General features: G+C 50.7%; 20 protein-coding genes. 14 read left to right on the forward strand and 6 right to left on the reverse strand.

All coding sequences use genetic code 11. The features are described from left to right. Positions 1–217: 217 nt before the first annotated feature. From C0068_RS04695 to C0068_RS04735, 9 genes are all read left to right on the forward strand, one after another. Positions 218–1,669, forward strand: a complete 1,452-nt coding sequence (locus C0068_RS04695) for a wax ester/triacylglycerol synthase family O-acyltransferase (protein ID WP_158249914.1) — start codon at positions 218–220, stop codon at positions 1,667–1,669. Between the two features lie 281 nt (positions 1,670–1,950). Continuing rightward, complete coding sequence (locus tag C0068_RS04700) at positions 1,951–2,859, forward strand: LysR substrate-binding domain-containing protein (RefSeq protein WP_103683331.1); 909 nt, start codon at positions 1,951–1,953, stop codon at positions 2,857–2,859. 86 nt (positions 2,860–2,945) lie between these two features. Beyond that, on the forward strand, positions 2,946–3,227 hold the full coding sequence (locus C0068_RS04705) for a helix-turn-helix domain-containing protein (protein ID WP_103683332.1): 282 nt from the start codon (positions 2,946–2,948) through the stop codon (positions 3,225–3,227). Between the two features lie 223 nt (positions 3,228–3,450). Next, a complete protein-coding gene (locus C0068_RS04710) occupies positions 3,451–4,407 on the forward strand; it encodes an AAA family ATPase (RefSeq protein ID WP_103683333.1) in 957 nt (318 codons plus the stop codon). After that, the gene (locus C0068_RS04715) at positions 4,404–5,354 is read left to right on the forward strand and encodes a DUF58 domain-containing protein (RefSeq protein ID WP_103683334.1); all 951 of its coding nucleotides are present in this window, start codon (positions 4,404–4,406) and stop codon (positions 5,352–5,354) included. Before C0068_RS04710 ends, C0068_RS04715 begins: the two co-directional genes overlap by 4 nt. A gap of 2 nt (positions 5,355–5,356) precedes the next feature. Beyond that, the gene (locus C0068_RS04720) at positions 5,357–5,857 is read left to right on the forward strand and encodes a DUF4381 domain-containing protein (RefSeq protein ID WP_103683335.1); all 501 of its coding nucleotides are present in this window, start codon (positions 5,357–5,359) and stop codon (positions 5,855–5,857) included. Beyond that, positions 5,850–6,878 (forward strand): VWA domain-containing protein, encoded by a 1,029-nt coding sequence (locus tag C0068_RS04725; protein ID WP_103683336.1) that lies wholly within the window; start codon positions 5,850–5,852, stop codon positions 6,876–6,878. The genes C0068_RS04720 and C0068_RS04725 overlap by 8 nt, the downstream gene beginning before the upstream one ends. Beyond that, positions 6,875–8,863 (forward strand): vWA domain-containing protein, encoded by a 1,989-nt coding sequence (locus tag C0068_RS04730; protein WP_103683337.1) that lies wholly within the window; start codon positions 6,875–6,877, stop codon positions 8,861–8,863. The genes C0068_RS04725 and C0068_RS04730 overlap by 4 nt, the downstream gene beginning before the upstream one ends. A 34-nt stretch (positions 8,864–8,897) precedes the next feature. After that, complete coding sequence (locus C0068_RS04735) at positions 8,898–10,637, forward strand: BatD family protein (RefSeq protein ID WP_158249915.1); 1,740 nt, start codon at positions 8,898–8,900, stop codon at positions 10,635–10,637. Positions 10,638–10,655: 18 nt separating this feature from the next. Here C0068_RS04735 and C0068_RS04740 read toward each other — a convergent pair whose 3' ends face one another. Then, positions 10,656–11,534, reverse strand: coding sequence for a DMT family transporter (locus C0068_RS04740; RefSeq protein ID WP_233208735.1), 879 nt, complete (start codon positions 11,532–11,534; stop codon positions 10,656–10,658). 183 nt (positions 11,535–11,717) lie between these two features. Then, positions 11,718–12,047, reverse strand: a complete 330-nt coding sequence (locus C0068_RS04745) for an HvfA family oxazolone/thioamide-modified RiPP metallophore (RefSeq protein WP_103683340.1) — start codon at positions 12,045–12,047, stop codon at positions 11,718–11,720. Between the two features lie 230 nt (positions 12,048–12,277). Between C0068_RS04745 and C0068_RS04750 the strand changes: the two genes are divergently transcribed. From C0068_RS04750 to C0068_RS04760, 3 genes are all read left to right on the forward strand, one after another. Then, positions 12,278–12,889, forward strand: a complete 612-nt coding sequence (locus C0068_RS04750) for an HvfX family Cu-binding RiPP maturation protein (protein WP_103683341.1) — start codon at positions 12,278–12,280, stop codon at positions 12,887–12,889. A gap of 91 nt (positions 12,890–12,980) precedes the next feature. After that, positions 12,981–13,595 carry a sigma-70 family RNA polymerase sigma factor gene (locus C0068_RS04755; RefSeq protein WP_103683342.1) on the forward strand — a complete coding sequence of 205 codons (615 nt, stop codon included), beginning with the start codon at positions 12,981–12,983 and terminating at the stop codon, positions 13,593–13,595. Then, complete coding sequence (locus C0068_RS04760; protein ID WP_103683343.1) at positions 13,589–13,840, forward strand: zf-HC2 domain-containing protein; 252 nt, start codon at positions 13,589–13,591, stop codon at positions 13,838–13,840. Before C0068_RS04755 ends, C0068_RS04760 begins: the two co-directional genes overlap by 7 nt. Positions 13,841–13,860: 20 nt before the next feature. Here C0068_RS04760 and C0068_RS04765 read toward each other — a convergent pair whose 3' ends face one another. Together C0068_RS04765 and C0068_RS04770 are read right to left on the reverse strand one after the other, a co-directional pair. Then, positions 13,861–15,096 (reverse strand): sensor histidine kinase, encoded by a 1,236-nt coding sequence (locus C0068_RS04765; RefSeq protein ID WP_103683344.1) that lies wholly within the window; start codon positions 15,094–15,096, stop codon positions 13,861–13,863. Positions 15,097–15,262: 166 nt separating this feature from the next. After that, positions 15,263–15,877 carry a 1-acyl-sn-glycerol-3-phosphate acyltransferase gene (locus tag C0068_RS04770; protein ID WP_146047839.1) on the reverse strand — a complete coding sequence of 205 codons (615 nt, stop codon included), beginning with the start codon at positions 15,875–15,877 and terminating at the stop codon, positions 15,263–15,265. Between the two features lie 192 nt (positions 15,878–16,069). On the opposite strand from C0068_RS04770, the gene traF reads away from it, so the two are divergent. Next, entirely contained in the window at positions 16,070–17,203 is a 1,134-nt protein-coding gene (gene traF / locus C0068_RS04775) for a conjugal transfer protein TraF (protein ID WP_103683346.1), read from the forward strand. Here the strand turns inward: traF and C0068_RS04780 are convergent. Beyond that, positions 17,181–18,833: a cholesterol oxidase gene (locus tag C0068_RS04780; protein ID WP_233208736.1), complete on the reverse strand. Its 1,653-nt coding sequence runs from the start codon at positions 18,831–18,833 to the stop codon at positions 17,181–17,183. The genes traF and C0068_RS04780 overlap by 23 nt on opposite strands. A gap of 90 nt (positions 18,834–18,923) precedes the next feature. Between C0068_RS04780 and C0068_RS04785 the strand changes: the two genes are divergently transcribed. Continuing rightward, on the forward strand, positions 18,924–19,589 hold the full coding sequence (locus C0068_RS04785; protein ID WP_103683348.1) for a TetR/AcrR family transcriptional regulator: 666 nt from the start codon (positions 18,924–18,926) through the stop codon (positions 19,587–19,589). A gap of 6 nt (positions 19,590–19,595) precedes the next feature. Here C0068_RS04785 and C0068_RS04790 read toward each other — a convergent pair whose 3' ends face one another. Then, positions 19,596–20,351, reverse strand: coding sequence for a M48 family metallopeptidase (locus tag C0068_RS04790; protein WP_103683349.1), 756 nt, complete (start codon positions 20,349–20,351; stop codon positions 19,596–19,598). Positions 20,352–20,367 lie beyond the last annotated feature (16 nt).

A 20,367-nucleotide genomic window follows, 5' to 3' on the forward strand; every position in this document is an offset into this window, starting at 1 on the left:
CTACAAAATGTCGCTAGCTGCCTCTAGCTTTAAAAATACCCGCTCACCACAACCCGATCATGGCCCAGTAATTGCTGAATTTTTTTGGTGTTTCTTAGTCACAAATTGGTAGTGTCTGGGTCGCTTTGCGAATAAATCCACTGAGTGACACACAGTCGCCACACAAAACACCTAATGTTGTCATCGCATGTAGCACACAATAATGGATCACATCACTATGCAACAGTTAGACGGTCTTGATGCACTCTTTGCTCTTAATGAACGCCAACATGCGCCCATGCATATTGCGGCGCTGTTGATTTACAAACCCAGCCAAATCAAACACAAGACCTTTCTACAGCAGGAGATACGCCAAAGTATTAAGCAACGCCTGCCGACCTCTGCCATCTTTCGGCGGCGACTATTCCCTGTTGCCTACGGTATAGATCACCCCTACTGGATTGAAGATCAAAACTTTGATTTAGATCAGCATGTGTTCAGCCATTCAATAAAAAGCCACAACGGCGATCTGCAAAGCCTTTTAACGAGACTGCATGCTCAACCTATGGATATGAGCCGCCCACTATGGGAAGTACACATTATTCACGGCCTAGGAAATTTAAAATGCTACGAAAAAGGTAGCTTTGGCCTGTATATGAAAGTTCATCATGCAGCGATGGATGGAGTATCTGGCACCGACATTCTCGCCGCCCTACACAATTTAGAACCTATCGCTTTTTCGCCAGACTACACACCACCTAAGGCCGACGACTGGCAGGCAGACACACCACCCTCACAATGGGCCATGACTCGCCAAGCCTGCTTGAACAACCTTCGCAAACCGCTAAATTTGGCATGGCAAACGCGGAAACTTATTCCCTCTTGGAAGCGCGCAACCCAGCAGGACGATGGCAGCCACCGCCCTGCGATAAGCTGGCAAAAATCCCCCTTCAACAGCCGCATAGATGCCCAGCGCGACATTTTATTACTGCGCTTTGATTTTTCTCGGCTGCGCCAAATTCGCCGCCACTACCCCAAAACCACCGTCAATCATGTCATTCTCAGCATTGTCGGCGGTGCGCTGCGGCGTTATCTCATTGCGCTAAACAGCTTGCCAGATAACTCACTGGCATCAATGGTGCCGGTCAACGTACGCGATCGCCAGAGCGGTTCGGCGGGCAATGCCATCAGTATGATGATTTCCAATTTACGCACCGACATTGAATGCCCACTGCAACGCCTACTGGCCGTGCGCGACGCCTCGAACAGTGCCAAGCAGCTATCGAGCAGCATTGGTCGCAACGCGGTCACCTCCCTAGTAAGGACAATGCCTAGCGGTTTAGAGTCTCTTGCTGTACGCGCGTTATCTGCCCTATCTTACTGGCCCGGCGGTGTTCCCTTACCGGCCTGCACCATTGTCAGCAATGTGCCGGGGCCGCCAGTTCCACTTTATTTTAATGATGCCAAATTAGTAGACATGCTCGGCCTTGGCTTGCTTATCGACAACTTGGGCTTATTCCACGTCGCCATGAGCTACAACGGCGTAATGACCCTATCGGTACTTAGCAGCCCCAGCGCACTAAAAGAACCCGAGCTTTACCGGCGCTGTTTAGAGGAATCTTATGCTGCCTTGGACGAGGCGATCAGCCGCGAAGAAACTAAAGACCGCCCTTCAAGCAAGCGGGCCTGAGAAATAGTAGCCCTGCGCCGATCTACACCAACAAGGCTGAATTCATTGGCTAATTGCACTCCGAGCTAGGCAATGCCTTTTGAAGAATGGATTGATAGTCGGCTCTTTTGTGCAAAAAATGATTGAAAAGAATTTGGGAAGCATCTCAAAACGACACAAAGCGAACATTGGAGTAGATGTAGATCTCTATACACCCTAGCAAGCAAAGTTGCGGTATCATCTACGCCGCAGCTAAACCGCCAAATTAGCGCTATGTGTAATAAATTTGAGTTCGCCTAACCATGCCCAGCCAACATCTACCCTCGCTGAATTTAATTCGTGTTTTTGAAGTGGCGGCACGCCGAATGAGCTTTAAAGATGCGGCGGACGAGTTATGCGTATCGCCACCGGCGGTCAGTCATCAGATTAGAATTCTAGAAGAAAGCCTAGGGGTCACTTTGTTTAAGCGGGAAAACCGCAAAATATCCTTAAGCGCGGAAGGAAAACGCTACTACCTTCACGTAAAGCGAGGTTTGGATTTAATTGATACCGCGACCTTGGCGGTGCGCAAAGAAAAAAAGAAGCGGCGTTTTATTATCAATACCTTACCCAATATCGCCAGTCTGCTGCTATTTCCGAATATTCATGAGTTTCAAGCCAAGCACCCAGAGCTCAACATTCAAATCGACTCCGACGTATCACGAATCGACCTAGAAAATTCGGAAACCACCGTCGCCATTCGCCACGAGTGCGGCAATGAGCCAGAGCTGACTTATCACCCACTGGTGCGTATTGCCTTAACGCCTATTTGCAGTCGCGGTTATCTAGAGCAACACCCAAACTTAACAGAGGGCGATTTCAGCGATTGCCGAATTATCAAAATCTCCGGCGACACTTACCAGTGGCCGCGCTGGCAGACCCAGTGGAACCTGCTCCCCGCCATGCCCGATGAGCTCGTTGTCAGCACCGTGCAAGCCAGTATCGAAGCCGTAAAAAATAATATTGGTGTGGCCATGGGCTACCTGCCCACCGCCTACCAATTTATGCGTAAAGACAGTGATCTTGTGCTGCCCATGCCCAATAAGGTTACTCCCCACGGCGAGTGCTTTCTGACCTACTGCAATAGCAATGCCGACGATGAGGTCATAAAGGCCTTCCACGACTGGGTAGTAGAGATCATCACCCAAGAGTGGTCAGATAAGAATGCCTAAACTGAAAGGCGGTATTTTTTCATTTGTCAGCCCCGTGTTTGCGGGGGAAGATACTCGGCAGTCACAACAGCAAAAGTGGTAGCCAAATGCCTTTAGATAGCCCCAATATATACCAAATGCCTCCTAAGACCCTGCCCCTCACGCCGCGTGAGCATCAGGTACTCGAAGAACTTGCGCTCGGTAACAGCAATAAGTTAATTGCAAAAAACTTATCTATCAGCACCTACACGGTTGATGGCTATGTGAAAGAAATCTATCGAAAATTGGGCGTTCGCAATCGCTCGATGGCGGCGGTGATGGCACTTCATCTTGGCATCCTAGATATGGGCTCTACAGCGTTGGCGCGCAGCCAGCAGAATCGCGCCTAAATGAAGCGGTGCCGTACTTAAGTGGGCAAGGGTGACAGGTGAGGATTTGTTTGCGATATGCGCGTAACGAGTCCTCATTATCACCAATAATCTTCTAAATTCCCGCGTATTCCCTAATTAAATACAGCAAAGCTAAATTTTCCCTTGAAATCGCCGAGCAAATCCCCACTTTTAGTGTCACATAAACGGATAAATGACACTCGCTCGGCAAGGGACACCCCCAATGACGGAAAAACAATCTATTGGCCAGCTACGTAGCTGGCTGACTTCGCAAATTATTGGCCAGCAAAGTCTGGTAGATCGCCTCCTCATTGCGCTGCTGGCCGACGGCCACTTACTGGTCGAAGGCGCCCCCGGCCTAGCCAAGACCAAGGCGATCAAAACACTATCAGACGGTATAGATGCCAGCTTTCAACGTATTCAGTTCACCCCCGACTTATTACCGGGCGACGTAACCGGCAGCGATATTTACCGGCCGGAAACCGGCGTCTTTGAATTTCAGCCAGGCCCGATCTTCCACAACTTGGTATTAGCCGATGAAATTAACCGCGCACCCGCCAAGGTTCAGTCTGCCTTATTAGAAGCCATGGCCGAACGCCAAGTCAGTGTTGGCAGCAACACCCTGCCACTCCCCCCCTTGTTTTTGGTAATGGCGACCCAAAACCCGCTGGAACAAGAGGGCACCTATCCACTACCAGAGGCGCAACTTGACCGCTTTTTAATGCACGTCAATGTCGCCTATCCCGATGCTGCTGCCGAGTTAGAAATTCTTCGCCGTGTTCGCGCCGAGGCCAAGGGCGAAGTCGCCACGCCCTCACCACTCAGCCAAGAAACACTGCTCACCGCCCGCAAGCAAATATTAGATTTACACATGGCCGAGGCCGTTGAGGAATATATGGTGCAACTGGTTGTCGCCAGCCGCGACCCGCAAGCCCTAGACGCCGACCTCGCCAACTGGATAGAAGTCGGTGCCAGCCCCAGAGCAACCATTGCCCTAGATCGATGCGCCCGCGCCCATGCCTGGCTAAACGACAGAGATTACGTCAGCCCTGACGATGTTCAAGCCGTTGCCCACGACGTATTGCGGCACCGACTAATCATAAGCTTTGAGGCCGAGGCCGACGGCATCCGCAAAGATCAAATTATCGACCGTCTTCTGCAGGTGGTGCCGGTGGCATGAGCAACCCGCTGCGCAGCGACTTTAGCGCGCCGGTAAAAGGTGCAGTAGTAGATCAGCAAGAGCTGATCCACACCCGTTTTGCCGCCAGCAAACTAAAGGCAAAACCACGTCGCCGCCACTTTGCCAAACAAGGCGGCAACCACGCCTCCCCTTTTAAAGGACGCGGCTTGGCCTTTCACCATGTGCGCGAATATCAGGGCGGCGATGAAATTCGCCATATCGACTGGCGGGTCACTGCCCGTACCGCCAAAGCGCACACAAAAATATTTGAAGAAGAAAAAGAACGTCCGGTAGTGCTGTGCCTAGACCAACGCGCCGGCATGTTTTTTGGCAGTCGCCACTGTTTTAAATCGGTACTCGCCTGCCACGTCGCCGCCACCCTCGCATGGGCTGGTCTAGAAAATAACGACCGCGTTGGCGGATTAGTTTTCGATGACGAACACCACCGCGAAGTCCGACCTCGGCGCAGCCACCGCTCGGTACTAAATTTCATTCACACCGCCGCGGACTACAATCAAAAACTTGCGCAAGTCAGCGCCGCATCAGATATCGGCAATGCTCAAAGTCTAGCGAGCGCGTTTGAAGAGTTAAGACGCATCACCCGCCCCGGCTCCACCGTTTATATACTCAGCGACTTCGCCGGCTATCAGCAGGAGGCGGAGCGCCAGCTGCATTTAATCGCCCGCCACAACGACGTAATTGCCATTTCACTCAGCGACCCCATGGAGGGCAGCCTGCCCGCAAATGGTAATTACCCCGTGAGCAACGGTCGCGAACGCTTGCAAATGGTATTAACAAACACCCTGCGCCAACAATTTCTAAACCGTCACCAACAGGCCCAGCACGATCTTTTGGCCAGCTTTAAACGCGGTGGCATTCACCATATTGGCCTTTCAACAGACGCGGCATATTTTCAACGTCTGCAACGCGGCATGGGGCAAGGGTAACGATGAATAGCCTTCCTCAAATGAACGCCCCCGCGTCGCCGCTAGACCAGCTAGCAGACATTCACTTGCCGCCTCCCGTTGCCAATTTCCCCTGGGCGCCAGGCTGGTGGGTGCTACTTGGGCTAGGACTTATTGTCCTTGTCGCAAGTTTCATTTGGCTGCGCAAGCGCCGTCGTAAAAGTGCTTTTCGGCGCGCGGCGCTGCTGGAATTGGCAGCACTTAACGCTGCTGCAAGTGATCAAGAATTCGCGCAGCAGCTCAATCAATTACTACGTCGTGTCGCATTACACAGCTTTGCCAAAGACGACATCGCCGGACTCAGCGGCGATAAATGGATGGATTTCTTATACCAAAGCTGCGGCGACAAGCCCGCGTTTAGCGACACAAGCTTAACGGCGTTGCTAGCCGCCGCGTATCAGCCGTCTAGCGATAGCCTCCCCCGCGATGTACTCATTGCCGAAAGCAAGAGCTGGATACGCCGCCACCGGAGTCGCCATGTTTGAGTTTCAATGGCCATTAATTTTTTTACTCGCCCCGCTGCCACTGCTGGTGCGCTGGTTGTCCAAACCCCAAAGCCAACACAGCGCGGCTGCATTGCGAGTGCCATTTTTTGCCCAGCTTCGCAGCCTTAGCGGCGAACACAGCGGGCCAAATCGCAGCGGCAGTTTTTTAAATCTTATTTTACTTTGCCTAGTGTGGTTGGCCCTGCTGGCCGGCGCCGCAAGACCAACCTGGATCGGCGATCCCGTCGCCATGCCCACCACGGGCAGAGACCTTATGTTGGCTGTTGATATTTCCGGCTCCATGAGCCAAGAAGACATGGTTATTAAGGATCAAGGTTTGCCACGTATTGCAGTGGTAAAAGCGGTCGTCAACGAATTTGTCCGCCAGCGTCAGGGCGACAAACTGGGCTTAATTTTGTTTGGCACCAACGCCTATATTCAGTCGCCGCTGTCTTTCGATTTAGACACCCTCAGCACATTAATGAACGAGGCCCAAGTCGGCTTTGCCGGCAAACAAACCGCGATTGGCGACGCGATTGGCTTTGCCATTAAACGCCTTCGTCAGCGCCCTGAAAATAGCCGCGTTTTGATCTTGCTCACTGACGGTGCCGACACCGCCAGCACCTTAAAACCGCTAAAAGCAGCGGAGCTTGCCGCCGCTGAAAAAATTAAAATTTACACCATCGGCGTTGGCGCCACAGAAATGAAAGTTCCCGGAATTTTTGGCAGTAACTTTGGCGCCCGTACCGTCAACCCCTCTGCTGATCTTGACGAAGACACCTTAGAAACCATCGCTGCCAAAACTGGCGGCGAATATTTCCGCGCCCGCAATCCGGCCGAGCTGCAAGCAGCATACGATGCAATTGCCGCACTAGAACCAGTAGAGCAAGAACAGGAAATGCTACGCCCAGAACGCTCCCTGCTACACTGGCCATTGCTAATAGCTGGCGCACTCATGTTGATATTGGCACTGAGCCGCAACTGGCCCTTTGGCGGCAACGCGAGTGAGGTGTCTGCATGAATATTGCCGGCATCGAGCTCCACTGGATTCGTCCCGAGCTGCTGTGGACAGGAATCCCCCTTGTTATCTGCGCACTTCTGCTTAGCCGCCAAGGTTTTCAACAACGCAGTTGGCAAAAGCATATCGACCCCAGCCTGCTACCTTATTTATTAGACGGCAAACCCGGCGGCAAACCTCGCCGCTCGGCACTAATTTTACTCATCGCCGCTGCACTAACATGGCTAGCCCTACTCGGCCCTGCATGGGAAAAAGTCCCCTCGCCACTGCATAAAAACACTGAAGGCTTGGTGGCGGTATTAGACCTGTCTCCATCTATGCTGGCAGAAGACATCCAACCTTCACGTATTCGGCAGGCGCGGTTTAAATTACGAGATATTTTGCACTCCCGCCGCGACGGTCAAACCGGCCTTGTGGTGTTTGCCGGCGACGCCTTTGTGGTGACCCCCTTAACCGATGACGTGAATACCCTGCTAACCCTTATTCCCGGACTTAACCCCGGCATGATGCCCCTGCCCGGCAGCAACCCGCTTGCCGGCATTAGTCTTGCCAAAGAATTGTTAGATAATAGCGGCGGCAATGGCAGCATTCTGCTCATTAGCGACGGCATCAACAAACAACAACTAAGCAATTTAAAAGATGCGCTTAGCGACATCGACTACCCGCTGTCGGTGCTTGCTGTTGGCAGTGCCGACGGCGCGCCAATTCCGCTACCCGGCGGCGGTTTTGCCCGAGACAATAGCGGCAATATTATTGTGCCGAGCCTCACTGTCAGCGAGTTACAGGAACTAGCGGCAGCGGGTAACGGGCAATACCGCGAACTCAGCATCGATGACAGCGACATCAATGCGCTGGCCCTAGATACCGCGTCGAGTTTAAAAAATAGCGAAATCGAAGATCGCAGCGAACGTCATTACGATCAATGGAAAGACGCCGGCCCCTGGCTGGTATTACTGCTGCTGCCTCTCGCATTACTCGGTTTTCGCAAAAGCTGGCTACCCAGCTTGCTGCCCTTGCTGCTGCCTGCTTTATTCGCGTTTCAGCCAAGTATCGCCAATGCCTTTGAGTTTAAAGATCTTTGGCAAACCCCAGACCAACAAGCCGCCGCTTTATTGCCTACAGACCCGCAGGCTGCCGCCGCCAAATTTGAAGACCCGATGTGGAAAGCCGCCGCTCAATACCGCGCCGGTGACTTTGCCGCAGCCGCAGAATCTTATCGGCAGTTTGATAGCGCCGACGCCGATTACAATCGCGGCAATGCACTTGCCAAGGCGAATAAACTAGACGAGGCCATCGCTGCCTACGAGTCAGCTTTGCAAAAAGATCCTACGCTGAGTGACGCCAGAAAAAATAAAAAAATTCTTGAGGATGCAAAAAAGTCCCAAGAGCAACAGCAGCAATCTGGCGATGACAAGCAAAATCAAAGCGGCGACCAGAACCAGCAAAATCAGGACTCTCAAAACAATGAGTCACAGAGCGAGCAGTCGCAGGATCAACAGTCTCAAGATCAGCAATCTCAAAACCAGAGTGAGCAATCCCAGCAAGAGGACTCACAAAACCAAGAGCAATCCGATTCTCAAGAAAATCAAAATGCCGATCAAGATAGCTCGCAATCTGAGGACAATCAGCAAAGCGAGGCTAACGAGGGCGAATCTGAGCAAGGCGACACAGAGCCGGAGAGCGAGCAAACGCAGGCTGAAAAAGAAGCCGCCGAACAGCGCGACGCCAAATTAGCCGAAGACTATGTGCGCCAAGCCGCTGAGCAAAATGAAGCTATACAAAAGGCAATGCAAGAGAATCAAGATGCCAAACAAGCTGCTGCGCTTGCGCCTAGCGACGAACCCTTGAGCGAAGAAGATCAGGCCCGCGAGCAATGGCTGCGCAAAATCCCGGACAATCCTGGCAATCTACTGCGTAATAAATTCCGCTATCAACATCAGCAGCGAAGCGAACAACAAGGTACTAATGAAGACTATGCACCCTATTAATCACTCTGTTGATCGACCATTTAAGGGGAGCGCCATGATGGCAAATAAATCCCATAGCGTATTTTCTCATTTCGCTACGCTGTTGGCGGTACTGGTATTACTGATATGCCAAATCAGTAGCGCACACGCCGAAACAAATGTGCGCGCCTCCGTCGATCGCAATCAGGTTTCAAGCGAAGAATCATTCACCCTGTCACTGAGCGCAGACAGCATATTATTTTCCGGCGAGCCGGATGTCGCTGCACTCGAAAATGATTTTCATATTATTAATCGCCAACAGAGCAGCCGCACCAATATTATTAATGGCAAGGTTAATAGCAGTCGACAGTGGGATTACACCCTAGTACCAAAGCGGGAAGGCACACTGACCATCCCCGAATTGCCTATGGGAAAATACAAAACGCGCCCCATCACCATCACCGTGAGTAAAGCGGCCAAGGCCCAGCAAGCCGGTAATGAAAGCCTTTATATGGAGTCCGACGTCACGCCACGCACGGCTTATGTACAGGAAGAATTGCAGTACACCGTAAAGATATTCACCTCCGTCAATATTTTAGATGCCTCACTAGACGCCCCAGAACTCGATAATGCCGTGATAGAAGCCGCCGGCGAAGAGCGCTATCAAACCTTAATCAATGGCCGCTACTTTCAAGTAATCGAGCGCCGCTATTCCATCTACCCACAAACCAGCGGCACCCTCACCATTCCCGCCCTCACTTTGCAGGCACGGGTTGAGGGCTATCGCCCATCTATGCTCGATCCCGGCCGCTTAGTAGTTAAACGCAGTGGCGAACACCGCGTTAAAGTATTGCCGCCTCCAGCAGAATTTAAGGGCTCGGTTTGGCTGCCAGCCAAAGAAATTGCCTTGGAAGAAAGCTGGAGCAAAAACCCAGACTCTTTAAAAGTCGGCGATTCAATTACCCGCACCGTTAGTATTCAAGCGGAAGGGCTTTTAGGCTCGCAACTTCCTGCCCTTCCAACTATTAATTTAAACAATGCCAAGCTTTATCCCGACCAGCCCAAAATAGAAAAAGGCGACGACAAATCTAAGTGGACTGGCATTCGCAGTGAATCGCTGGCAATTATTCCAACTCGCGCAGGTGAGTTTGTTCTACCAGAAGTACGCATAGCGTGGTGGAATACCGACAGCAATAAAGCAGAGTATGCCGTCCTGCCTGAGCGCAAATTTACCGTTGCACCTGCGGTCGCCAACGACGGCGATACGCAAATTACCGCCATTGATTCGCCCACCCTAAGCGACGCTGTACAACAAAGCGATACCCTACTTAGCAGCGATTCTATAGCGAATAAAGCCAAACAAATTCCAAGCGATCTACCGACCAATAACTCTGTGTTATGGTTAGTTATTGCAGCACTGATATTTAGTAATATTGGTTTTGCTATAGCATGGTGGCGGGGACGAAGTCGGGTGCCGGCGAGTTCGGCAATACCGCCGAAGGATGACAATAACGAGCAAAAGGCATTTAAATCTTTAGAAAAAAGCCTAAAAACCAAGGCCGACCACAATGAGTTACGTGCGGCATTAAGCTACTGGGGACTGTGCTATTTTAAACGCTCGGTGACCTTGAGCGAGTTAGGCAATGCGATTCCCGAATTGAGCCAGTTTTGCCAACAGCTAGATGCCCATTTGTATTCTGGACAGCACTTTGCCATCGACGCCAGCGCGGTACTAGATGCGCTTAAAAAATTCCGCAGCAATAACGGCAAAGAGAAGCAAAGTCAACCGGCACTGGCACCACTGTACCAGCGCTAAACCTAAACCGGCCAGCGACTAATTTGAGGTCGCTGGCACTTCCTTATGCTTTAGTACCAAGACCCCGCCTAATACCACGCAGGCAATCCCCATTAGCGTTATCGGGTCGGGAATATGATCCCACACCAGCCAATCCAACAAGCCACTAAACACCACCCCAAAATAACTGATTGGCGCCAAAGCCGCCGCCGACACATAGCGGTAGGCCAAGGTGTACATAACAAAACTTAAATAGATCACAACGCCCATATACAACAAACCCGGCCATGCGGACACAGGTATGGGGCTGTAATTCCAAAGAAAGAACGGCAGGCTAAACAGCAAAGAAATACTAAAATAATAAAATAAAATACGATTCTGAGGTTCGTGCTGTGCCAGTACTCGGGTGCTCACCATCGATATGGCCAAACCCAGGCCCGACAGCAATGCCAGTAAATGCCACACACTTAGGCCGTCAAAATCCGGCTTTAACACTAATACTATGCCGACAAAGCCGACGAGCAAGGGCGGCCACGTCGCACGGCGCACACGCTGACTAAACCACAAAAATAAAATCAGCGGCACCATCAAAGGCGCAGATGAACGCAGCAAGGTCGCCTCAACTAAGGTAATTTTACTGAGCGCAAGATAATACAAATAGAAGCACGCACAACCGCTCACACCCCGCACAAAATGCAACTTCGGACGCGAAGTAGCTAACCCTGAGCGCCCCGCCCGCAACACCGCCGGCAAGGCAAACAGAAAACTAATGCCATACTGAACAAGCACAATTGCGGAGACATGCACCTCCTGCGACACGTGCTTACCCACCGCAGCTACTGTGCTAGAAAAAAACACCGTCACCAAAGACAGCAATAAGCCGGTCAGTAATTGTTTTCGTTCTAGGGTTAATGGCAAAACCAAACTCTCAATAGCGTAAATTTGAGGCGAAGCTAAGGCCTACCGCCATGCTTTGCGCCGCGACACTATAATGAGCCTAATTGACATTGGCTAGTAAGTAAGCAAAAAATCAGAACAGGAGGGCGCAGATCCAAACCCCTTTACCTTAGCAAAGAGGCCGGACCTAACGGGGTCTAGCAGTTACTTCTTATCAGCGCCACATTTAGCTTCGCCGCACTTACCTTCTTTAGCAGCTTTGTCTGCGCCGCACTTCGCTTCGCCACACTTGCCTTCTTTCGCCGCTTTATCTGCACCGCACTTGGCTTCGCCACACTTACCTTCGGTAGATTTTTTCTCAGCGCCACACTTCGCTTCGCCGCATTTGCCTTCTGCGTCTTTTGCGTAATCAGCAAGCTGATAGCCGCTGCTCATTACTTTCGCCGCAAAGGGGTTGGTATCTGCAACGGCAACTGAAGCCATTGAAGACGCTAGCATGGCCGCACCGAGGGCCGTCATCGCAGTATTTTTCATTGTGTCATCACCTTATTTAATAAATTAAAAGATCAAATTGGCCGCTTTAGGGCGACGCTGCCTATAAGAGAATCAACAATCCAAAGTGTTACATCACAGAGAAAATAAATTTATTCCACGTGATGTGTAACAAGATTTATCGCTACACGTCTTAAGGCATGAACATGCACCACGATTACCGTCAGCAAAGAACAGTTGCGCAATCGTGACCTCTATACGGAGCAAACCCCATGGTAGATTTTTTTAGCAAAATTCGCGGTCTACTCGACACGCTTGGTCGACTGGCAACACCACTTGACGGCCTACCCGCCTTGGCGCTGCGCCTATATTTGGTGCCGGTATTTTGGATGGCCGGCAGTAGTAAAATGATGCATTTTGCCGATACTGCGCAATGGTTTGGCAATAGCGACTGGGGGCTTGGGCTTCCCTTTCCCTACCTGATGGCCTTTCTGGCAACAGCAGCGGAGCTCGGCGGCGCCGTATTGTTACTGCTGGGCTTGGCGACCCGCTGGATTTCTATTCCACTGGCGGTAACCATGATTGTTGCAGCCACCACCGTACATTGGCATAACGGCTGGCAAGCCATTGCCGACGCCAGCGCACCCTTTGCGAATGAGCGCGTCGTCGATTCTGTTGAAAAACTATCTGCCGCCCGCTCGCTATTGGAAGCCCACGGCAACTACGACTGGCTAAGTTCCAGCGGCAATTTTGTGGTACTAAACAATGGGATTGAATTCGCGGTCACTTACTTAGTCATGCTGTTGGCACTGATAACGATGGGTGGCGGTAGATATGTCAGCGCGGATTATTGGCTGTATCGCGCATTTAACAAGGCCAAATGAGCAATTAATTTAGACGCTAATGCAGTGAACAGTTGCCTGCAGGCAGTGGGATCAGAGACACTTAGGACTTAATCATAGTTTGGATTAATCTGTGTCTCAGCCCATCGACGATCAACAGCTTATTGCCCGCCTCAAAACTGGGGATAATTTAGCCTTTAAAGAGCTCATTAGCCGCTATCATCAAAAGCTGCTCATTGTAGCGAGGGCGATCGCCGGTGACGTATTTGCAGAGGATGTCACTCAAGAGGCGTGGGCATCGATCTACAAAGCGATTGGCAAATTTGAAAGTCGCTCCAGTCTGTCTACGTGGATGATTCAGATTGTGAGCAATGAGGCGAAATCGCGACTGCGTCGCGAAAAACGCCACAGCAGTTTTGGCGACATCGACGAGGTGCGTCCAGAAATTGATGCAGAATGCTTTAACGACAACGGCCACTGGGTGAACCCACCCTCGCACTGGGATATTAATACACCAGAGCTGATGCTTCAGGAGGATCAATTAAGACACTGTATTGAACACACTTTGACGCTATTGCCCGAAAACCAAAAAGCAGTATTTTTACTGCGTGATGTTGAGCAAGCCAGTTTGGAGGAAATTGCCGACCTGCTAACGCTCAGCGAGGCCAATGTCCGAGTGATTCTGCACCGTGCGCGATTGCAACTTATGAAAATCATTAACCATTATCAGGAGACCGGAGAATGCTGAACTGCAAGCAATTTACCGATCTAGCCAGCGATCATATCGACCTCCAGCGCACCGGCTGGAAACGTGTTGAGATTCGTTTGCACCTGATGATTTGTCGCCACTGCCGACGTTTTAGTCGTCACCTCGACCGCAGTCGCCAAACAGGTGCCGCTATTGCCGAACAACTTTGGCGCAGCGATTCAGAGCAGAGCGAGGCGATTTTTTCGAAAATCATTCCGTCACCACCAAGTGACAAAGCCCCGTAAATCCACCACCAGAATCAAGACTAGGCCGCAGGCAAATACACTCTGAATTCAGCGCCTGCGCCTTCATCACCAAGCAGCTTCACTCGACCTTCGTGCTCGTCGAGTATGCGCCGACAAATTGCCAAGCCAATGCCGTTACCCTCGTACTCCTGCTCATTGTGCAAACGCTCAAAGACCCCAAAAATACGGTTGCTATACTGCCTAGCAATGCCGATGCCGTTGTCGCGAATATAAAATCCAAACTCGCCACTGTCGCAGTCGTCAAGGCTGCCAAACTCAATTTTAGGCGACTCTTGGTCGCGACTAAATTTAATCGCGTTTTCTAATAGCTCCGATATCAACTTGCTCAAATGTCCAATTGGCACCCTGACATTGGCATTAAATGTGTCTCTCTGCAGAACTATATTGTATTTTTTCAGGTCGGTTTCGTTTTGTGAAATCGCTTGCTCTAAAGCCTCATCAAGTGATGCCGGAGTCACATCGGCGACGGTTTGCAGCAGCGAGTATTCACGCAAATCATCAATCATCGATGTGGTACGTTTAGCCGAGGTCACCATCATGCTCAACCATTTTTCTTCGTCTTCTGCCAAACGATCGTTTAAACGGTCTGCCAATAATTCACCAAATACGGCAATGGAACGCAGCGGCTCTTTGATGTCCCGCGAGGTAACCATCGCATATTGCTCTAGAGCTGTGTTTGAGCGCTCGAGCGAGGCATGATTCTGCTCCAGCAGGGTCTTCATAACTCGCGTTTCAGCAAGCTCATCGGTACGCTCATCTACTACTTGGCGCAGATCCCGCGACAAGCGCTCTACTTCTGCGCGCTGTTTAATATTATCCGCCACCTCGTCGCGCAGCTTCTGATTCAAGTCCAGTAATTGCTGATTGCTGGGTATTGCCAAGGCTTTTGGAATCAAAGGCCACACTACGATAGCCGTGCCCACCGAGGCAATCGCGGTAATTAATTTCACAATACCGCTCAGCCAATAAGCGCCGTGCCAAACATTAAAAATATTGATGAGGTGGGTCGCGCCGCAGGCGAAAATAAAAATCGCAAACATCACGAACATAAAATTAAATTTTAAGTCTTCGCGTTTGCGGACTAGGTACACCAAGGCAACCGGAATGGTGAAGTAGGCTATGGTAATGAGTACATCACTGGTGACATGCAAACGCACTAAGTCATCGTTCCACAGATAACAATGCCCATGCGGCGGCATTTCTGGGCCCAGCAAGAAGTTCATAAAATCTGACATGTCAGTAATCCATTTTTTGTACACGTGTATTCGTGTTGCCTTCGAGGCAATAGCCTACGAATTCAAATACACAGTTATATCAAGCTAAACGCCAATGCAACACTGTGAATTTCACTTAGGCCAGTCTAAATCTGTGATATTCCGGCCTTTCTAGAGGCTGTTCACGCTAATTATTTGGCACACTGCAGCAACTGCTATCTTGCTCTGGGTATTTTGCGGTTACGTCTTTATACACCGACTGGATTTGCGGCAGGTCACTAGATAAGTCGCCGCTAGGATGATACTCCGGAGCCAGCAAAACGGTTCTTTTTGCGTAATCTAGCTGCGCGGCAATAATCGGAACCCCAGCACCAGCGGCAATGTGATAAAAACCGCCCTTCCACTCAGCCACTTTGCTCCGGGTGCCCTCAGGTGCAATTATCAATACCATATCGTCGGTTTCCTTAAATAAGTCCACCATCTGGGCCACAAAATTATGATGGCTGCCCCGCTCCACTGCGACGCCACCAAGCCAGCGCAATAGGCGCCCCAGTAAGCCTTTAAATATGCTGTCTTTAGCCATAAAACGCGCCTGCCGACCAAGGGCTGCGCCAATTACCACCATGAGGAAAAAATCCCAATTACTGGTGTGTGGCGCCACAATCATGACGTATTTACGCGCAGTGGGTTGCTGCCGTTCAAACCGCCAGCCCCTCAATGCAAACAAGCCTCCCACTGCGCCACGTACTAATTTCAGTAAAAAAGGGTAATGACAAATGGTTTTCCGCTGAGATACAGACATCACACACTCACGAATTCTTATTCTATTTACCACGTCGCTGCTTTAGCCGCGCCTTATGATTCAAGCAGATATTACACAAAAGATAGACAATGCGCTTGCCGCCCCTGCTCCGCTCCTCTATTCTGAAAAAAACACACGGTGCCAACAGCTCTAAGCGCCGTTGAGAATAATACCGACACATAGAGTCCACACTTGCTAATACGCCAATACATCTTATTTAGCCTGCTCTCGCTAGCGGCGCAAGTCTGTCTTTCCAATACGACCGCGATTGACGCCCCTGACGATAATAGACTGCAGCTGCTACACAGTCGCTATGCTGCATTTCCAGTGAATAAGCGCTACACCGACACCGCCTTACAGGGCGACGGCTACGCCTTTTTAAACGACAACGACCGCCTCTTAGATAAGCTTAAAAATATTTATGATGAGGGACTGGCACTACAAGGTCGATCTAGGGGCCTATTAGTCATTCCAGGTGATGAAGTCGCGCTGGTGGAACAATTAGAACGTGCGGCAGATGACAAAACCAGCTTTGCCGCCGGCGGGCACTTCGCCCTACTCACCAAAAATAAGAATTGGATTATTGTTGGCGGCTCAGAATTTACCGGCAGCGGTCGCTTTATCTACGACGAAGACGATGCCACCCGCCTGCGATTTGCCACTGTTGTTGGCCTGTTTTCATTTGGCCAACTGCAGTCCCATATGGACGTTTCTGCACTGTGGACGAACTATCTCGGTGTGAATCACCGCTTTCAGTTTGACGCAATGCCCAACACACATTTTGGCATCACCACTAAAATTCAAAACATCAGCGTTATCGAACGCAGTATTTCCGTTTCAGAGTACGAAGAAAGTAAGCTTTTCGACCGAGGCAGAGATATCAATAACAATATTCAACTCAATGCCGACTTAGGCGTAGAACATTATGCAGGGCCCTGGACACTTGGCCTACAAATTGACGATATATACCAGCAGAGCATGAAGGGCGTTGAGGGCACGATTTACCAACAGCGCAGCCGCATCAGCAGCAATATCATTTATACCAATAGCTGGACCAGTTTACAGCTAAGCGCAGACCTGACCCCACAAAAGGGTTTTGGGGAGCTTAACTCACGCCGACGCTATGAGCTAAGCACCATACTCCCCGTAAGTAATAGAGTCGATATTGTGCTCGGATACCAGTGGTTTGACAGCGACAATGATTCCGACCTGCCCTCTGCGGGTCTCCGCTACCGCCTCGGCGAGTTACTTAGAATTGACGCGCAATTTAGCTACGCGGGACCACGGGAGTTTGGCGGCGGAGTTAGTCTGCAACTCCCGCTTTAGCCGCCGCAATAGCTGGGGCCTGTTTGTCTGGGATAAACGACATGGCATGTTCGCTGATGGCGGTAATCGTTAGTGACGGGTTTACACCCAGATTAGAGGACAAAGTAGAACCGTCGCACACCAGCATATTTTTATAAGCAAACACTCGGCTTTGCACATCCACAACACCGTCCGCGGCGCTGCGCCCCATGCCCACGCCACCCATGCAGTGCGCAGTAGCGGGAATATTAAATAGCACTTCGGTAATCAAACTACCCGCCATGCCACCCAGACGACGAGCCGCCTTTAAGGCAAACTCGCTGGCCTCAGGAATATGTGCTGGAATTTTTGGGCCGACGCTCACCATGCCTTTATTAAAGGGCCAATACCAGCGGCGCTTGTAAAGCATATCAATGTGACCATCTAGGGTTTGCATACACAAAAATATGACAGTCTGTTTGGCTAAACCAAAGGGGATTAGTGCACCCAAAGCCTTTTTAGGATTGCGCACCAATAAACGAATCATCGTGGCTATCCAATTAACTATCCGCCGCCAATCTGTATGTCCGCGCACCATTGCGGTAACCAGCAAGCCCATTGCATCTGAACCACTGGGATAGCGCGTAGCTTCTATATGGGTTTTTTCATCAAGATAAATACCGGAACCAATCGCAATCCCTTTATCCATATTGTCGACCGTTGGCAGGCGAACACCGATCAAAGACTCGGCATTCGTTCGTACTTGACGACCCAATTGCGCGGAAATATTAGGCAGCGACTTTTTATCTCTAAGCTTAAATAATAGCGCCTGGGTTCCCAAAGACGAGCCGGCAAAAACCACGGCTTTCACACGCCAGCGGCGCTTTTTACGAAACAAAAAAGAGGTACTACTCACCGTAGTAACCTCATAACCGTCTTCACCATCCGCCTTTCCGTTTAAAGGGACAACATCTATCACACGGGTTTCGGCATAAACTTCTGCACCCTGCTTTTCGGCAAAATATAAATAATTTTTATCGAGACTGTTTTTGGCGTTGTAACGGCAACCAACCATGCAACCGCCACAGGCTATGCAACTATTGCGATCTGGGCCCTCGCCACCAAAATAAGGATCTGGGTAAGATTTTCCCTGCACCTCGCCCTCGTCGCCAAAAAACACCCCAACTTGAGTTTTATAAAAGGTGTCTCCGCAGCCCCAATCTTCTGCTGCCTCTTTCAAAAGCTCATCGGCGGGGCCTAAAATGCGATTCTCTGTCACCCCCAGCATTTTTTGCGCAGTGGCGTAGTGTGCTGGCATTTCTGCCTGCCAATCTTTTAAACCCGCCCAACTTCCCTGCTGCCAGATTTCCGGCTTAGGCACTAATAGCGTATTTGCGTAAGTGATGGAACCACCGCCCACCGCGTTGCCATGCAATACCAACACATGCTTAAACCAGCTGATATTAAAAAAGCCTTTCAGGCCCAGCATTGGCTTCCACAGCCAACGATGAAAAGACCAATTAGAGCGGGGATAGGTTTCCGCACTCCAGCGTTTGCCCATTTCCATTACTGCAACGCTATATCCCTTCTGGGTCAGGCGATAAGCAGACACCGAGCCACCAAAGCCAGAGCCCACCACTAAATAATCAACATCGTATTCCACGTTCAGCACACCTCTACACCGCTCGCTATTCAAGCTTTCTTATTTGACAACGCATCATGTCACTTTACATCTGACATCAACCCATGTCAAAATTTGCGAATGCCAACATCGATTAAAAAGCCCCCAAAGCAGCCCGACAAAAGCCGCCGTTACCGTGGTAGTAGCGGCGACCAACGTCGAAACGAGCGCTATGAGCAATTGCTCGGTGCTGGCCTCAGCGTGATTGGTGGCCAAGGCTATGCCGCCGCTAGTGTCCGGAGTATTTGCGCAGAAGCAGGCTTAACCGAACGCTATTTTTATGAATCTTTTGCCAACCGTGAGGCGCTCTTGGCAGAGGTTTACAAAACGCAAACCCGCTTTTTGAAAGACCGAATGTTGGCCGCTTTTGAAAAATCCGAGCGCAATAGCGCCGCATTCGCCCGAGCAGGATTGCAGGCATTTTTCGACACCCTGCACCAAAACCCCGATGTCGCACGATTATTGCTGTTCGAAATTTTGGGCGTCAGTGACACCATCGATTTGCTTTACTATGAGGCGATGGAGGAGTTTGCGGTATTAATCAGAACCCTGACGCAATCCTTGGGCCTAGCTGATATTTCCGGTGTTCCCAATCAAGATATGATTTATGCAGGATTAGTCGGCGCGGTATTACAAATTGCGCGCCGCTGGGCCTTAACGGATTATCGCGAACCGGTATCCAGTGTTGTCGAAAGCAGCTTGTTTTTATTTATTGCCGCCAATAACTATGCGGCGAATAGCGCCTAAGCAGTGCTATTCGCGTACCAATCGCGCTCCAATAGCTTCTAACTCCACTTTGTATTTTTGCCACTCGGGCATAGCTTCTGTCATTAACGCGTAGAAACGCGCACTGTGATTAAACTCTTGAAGGTGGCAAAGCTCATGAACAATGACGTAATCAATACAACTTAAATCGGCCTTGATCAAATGCGTGTTTAGGCAAATACGCCCATCCGCCGAGCAGCTTCCCCAGCGAGAGCGCATCCGCCTTAAGCGAAGTTCTGGCACATCTGCCACCCAGGGCAAGCGCCCCGACCAAAACCTTAAGCGCTGTGCGAAGAGCTGCTGAGCCTGTCGCAAATACCACTGCTGCAGGACACGAGCTACGTGCTTGGCATCAGCAAGATCGCCACTAACCAACAATGTATCATCGCCAAGTACCACATGCGCTCGACCACCGCCGCTGCAAACCTGCAGCGTTAACGGCTGGCCAAGGTAATCGTGGCATTCGCCTGTCTCATAGCGCGGTGCAGTACCCCGCTGCTCTAGCAGTAATTGCTGGCGCTCATAAATCCAGTCGCGGTTGCGACTCAACATCGCATCGACATCTGCATTTGGGGTCGCAAACGGCGCCCTTAACACTGCCCCTGCGGGACCAACCTGCAGCGTTAGCTTACGACGTCGCCGCCGGCTACGAATAATCGTTACGGGGATGGATTGATCACGGCACAACAAATATTGCTGGCTGCGCAGCTCGGTTACCGGCTTTGATTTTTTGGTTTTAAACATAACTATTAACAGGCAT

Origin of the sequence: Zhongshania marina (genome assembly GCF_002915595.1) — a bacterium.
In the GTDB taxonomy this organism is placed as follows: domain Bacteria; phylum Pseudomonadota; class Gammaproteobacteria; order Pseudomonadales; family Spongiibacteraceae; genus Spongiibacter; species Spongiibacter marinus_B.

Coding starts and splice junctions, on each gene's coding strand:
- C0068_RS04745 (WP_103683340.1), bottom strand. CDS start 12,047: ATGAAAAATACTGCGATGACGGCCCTCGGTGCGGCCATGCTAGCGTCT.
- C0068_RS04715 (WP_103683334.1), top strand. CDS start 4,404: ATGAGCAACCCGCTGCGCAGCGACTTTAGCGCGCCGGTAAAAGGTGCA.
- C0068_RS04770 (WP_146047839.1), bottom strand. CDS start 15,877: ATGTCTGTATCTCAGCGGAAAACCATTTGTCATTACCCTTTTTTACTG.
- C0068_RS04765 (WP_103683344.1), bottom strand. CDS start 15,096: ATGTCAGATTTTATGAACTTCTTGCTGGGCCCAGAAATGCCGCCGCAT.
- C0068_RS04790 (WP_103683349.1), bottom strand. CDS start 20,351: ATGTTTAAAACCAAAAAATCAAAGCCGGTAACCGAGCTGCGCAGCCAG.
- C0068_RS04705 (WP_103683332.1), top strand. CDS start 2,946: ATGCCTTTAGATAGCCCCAATATATACCAAATGCCTCCTAAGACCCTG.
- C0068_RS04730 (WP_103683337.1), top strand. CDS start 6,875: ATGAATATTGCCGGCATCGAGCTCCACTGGATTCGTCCCGAGCTGCTG.
- C0068_RS04700 (WP_103683331.1), top strand. CDS start 1,951: ATGCCCAGCCAACATCTACCCTCGCTGAATTTAATTCGTGTTTTTGAA.
- C0068_RS04750 (WP_103683341.1), top strand. CDS start 12,278: ATGGTAGATTTTTTTAGCAAAATTCGCGGTCTACTCGACACGCTTGGT.
- C0068_RS04695 (WP_158249914.1), top strand. CDS start 218: ATGCAACAGTTAGACGGTCTTGATGCACTCTTTGCTCTTAATGAACGC.
- C0068_RS04785 (WP_103683348.1), top strand. CDS start 18,924: ATGCCAACATCGATTAAAAAGCCCCCAAAGCAGCCCGACAAAAGCCGC.
- C0068_RS04760 (WP_103683343.1), top strand. CDS start 13,589: ATGCTGAACTGCAAGCAATTTACCGATCTAGCCAGCGATCATATCGAC.
- C0068_RS04710 (WP_103683333.1), top strand. CDS start 3,451: ATGACGGAAAAACAATCTATTGGCCAGCTACGTAGCTGGCTGACTTCG.
- C0068_RS04735 (WP_158249915.1), top strand. CDS start 8,898: ATGATGGCAAATAAATCCCATAGCGTATTTTCTCATTTCGCTACGCTG.
- C0068_RS04725 (WP_103683336.1), top strand. CDS start 5,850: ATGTTTGAGTTTCAATGGCCATTAATTTTTTTACTCGCCCCGCTGCCA.
- C0068_RS04720 (WP_103683335.1), top strand. CDS start 5,357: ATGAATAGCCTTCCTCAAATGAACGCCCCCGCGTCGCCGCTAGACCAG.